Below are 1,409 nucleotides of genomic sequence, written 5' to 3' on the forward strand. Positions count from 1 at the left end.
AATAATCTATAACTAATGAAATTAGTTTGTATAATTTAATAAAAAAACTTCGGAGTGATTATAATCTCTGAAGTTTTTTTTATTGCATATTGCAAGATTCATAATGCTATTTGAAAGACATAGTTAAAAAAATAAACATGAAAAATATAATTCTACCTGTAGAAAAATTCAATAAAATAATCGATAATCAAGAAGTTTCTCTTTTTTGTTTAAAAAACAAGAACGGATTTATTTGTCAAATCACCAATTTTGGCGCACGAATAGTGTCTTTTATTATTCCAGTAGGTACATCTGGCATAGACGTTATTTTAGGTTATGATTCAATAGATGATTATCAAAAAGACGACTATTATATGGGAGCTGTTGCCGGGCGTTATGCCAACAGAATTGCCAACGGAAAATTTATTTTAGACGCTAAAGAGTATTCATTATTTGTAAACAATGATCCAAATGCTCTTCACGGTGGGCAGAAAGGCTTCGATAAAGTGGTTTGGAAAGCCTCTGCCTTTTTGAATGAAATGGCAGAAGAATCCCTTGAATTAAACTATCTTTCAATGGATGGTGAGGAAGGGTATCCAGGAAATTTACAGGTAAAAGTAATCTATACTTTGACCAATGACAATGAAATAAAAATAGAATATAGTGCAGTAACAGATGCTAAAACAGTTCTTAATCTTACAAATCACGCTTATTTCAATTTGAAAGGAGCTGGTGAAGGAACAATAACTTCTCACGATTTGAGTCTAAATGCTGATTATTTTACACCAACCGATGCTGGTGCAATTCCAACAGGAGAAATCCGTAGCGTGTTAAACACTCCAATGGATTTTAGAATTGCTCACAAAATTGGAGAACGTATCAATGACGATTATGTTGAATTAATTCAAGGAATTGGATACGATCATAATTGGGTATTAAATAAAGAAAGCGATGCGTTAAGCCACGCAGTAACTGTTTCAGAAGCTTCGACAGGGATTCAGTTGCACGTATTTACTACAGAACCCGGGGTGCAATTTTATTCGGGTAATTATTTGAATATAAAAAACGGAAAAGAGGCAAAATCCTATCCAACTCGTTCAGGTTTTTGTCTTGAAACACAGCATTTTCCAGATTCTCCAAACCACGAAGATTTCCCGTGTACAGTATTGAATCCTAATGATACTTATATCCAAACTACATTTTATAAATTTGAAGTCAAATAAAGTAGCATAGATTTTATGTTGTAAATAGTAGAATCCATTGTACATTTGTAGCCGAAAAACAACCTATCGGGTTGATATTCTTTACGAATAGCAATTGAAAAAGCCATTCTGAAAAGAGTGGCTTTTTTATAATTATAAAAATAATGTTATGGCACATAAAGCAGGTTTTGTAAATATCATAGGAAATCCAAACGTGGGGAAATCCAC

The 1,409-nt window shown here is 32.6% G+C and carries 2 protein-coding genes; one reads left to right on the top strand and one right to left on the bottom strand.

Translation table 11 applies throughout. The annotated features are described in order from the left end of the window. Positions 1-137: 137 nt before the first annotated feature. Positions 138-1,202, top strand: a complete 1,065-nt coding sequence (locus EKL98_RS15875; protein ID WP_126563136.1) for an aldose epimerase family protein — start codon at positions 138-140, stop codon at positions 1,200-1,202. Between the two features lie 13 nt (positions 1,203-1,215). Here EKL98_RS15875 and EKL98_RS18225 read toward each other — a convergent pair. After that, positions 1,216-1,409 (bottom strand): hypothetical protein (locus EKL98_RS18225; RefSeq protein WP_233589463.1); only part of this gene is annotated, 194 nt, incomplete at its 5' end.

Source organism: Flavobacterium bomense (genome assembly GCF_003970355.1).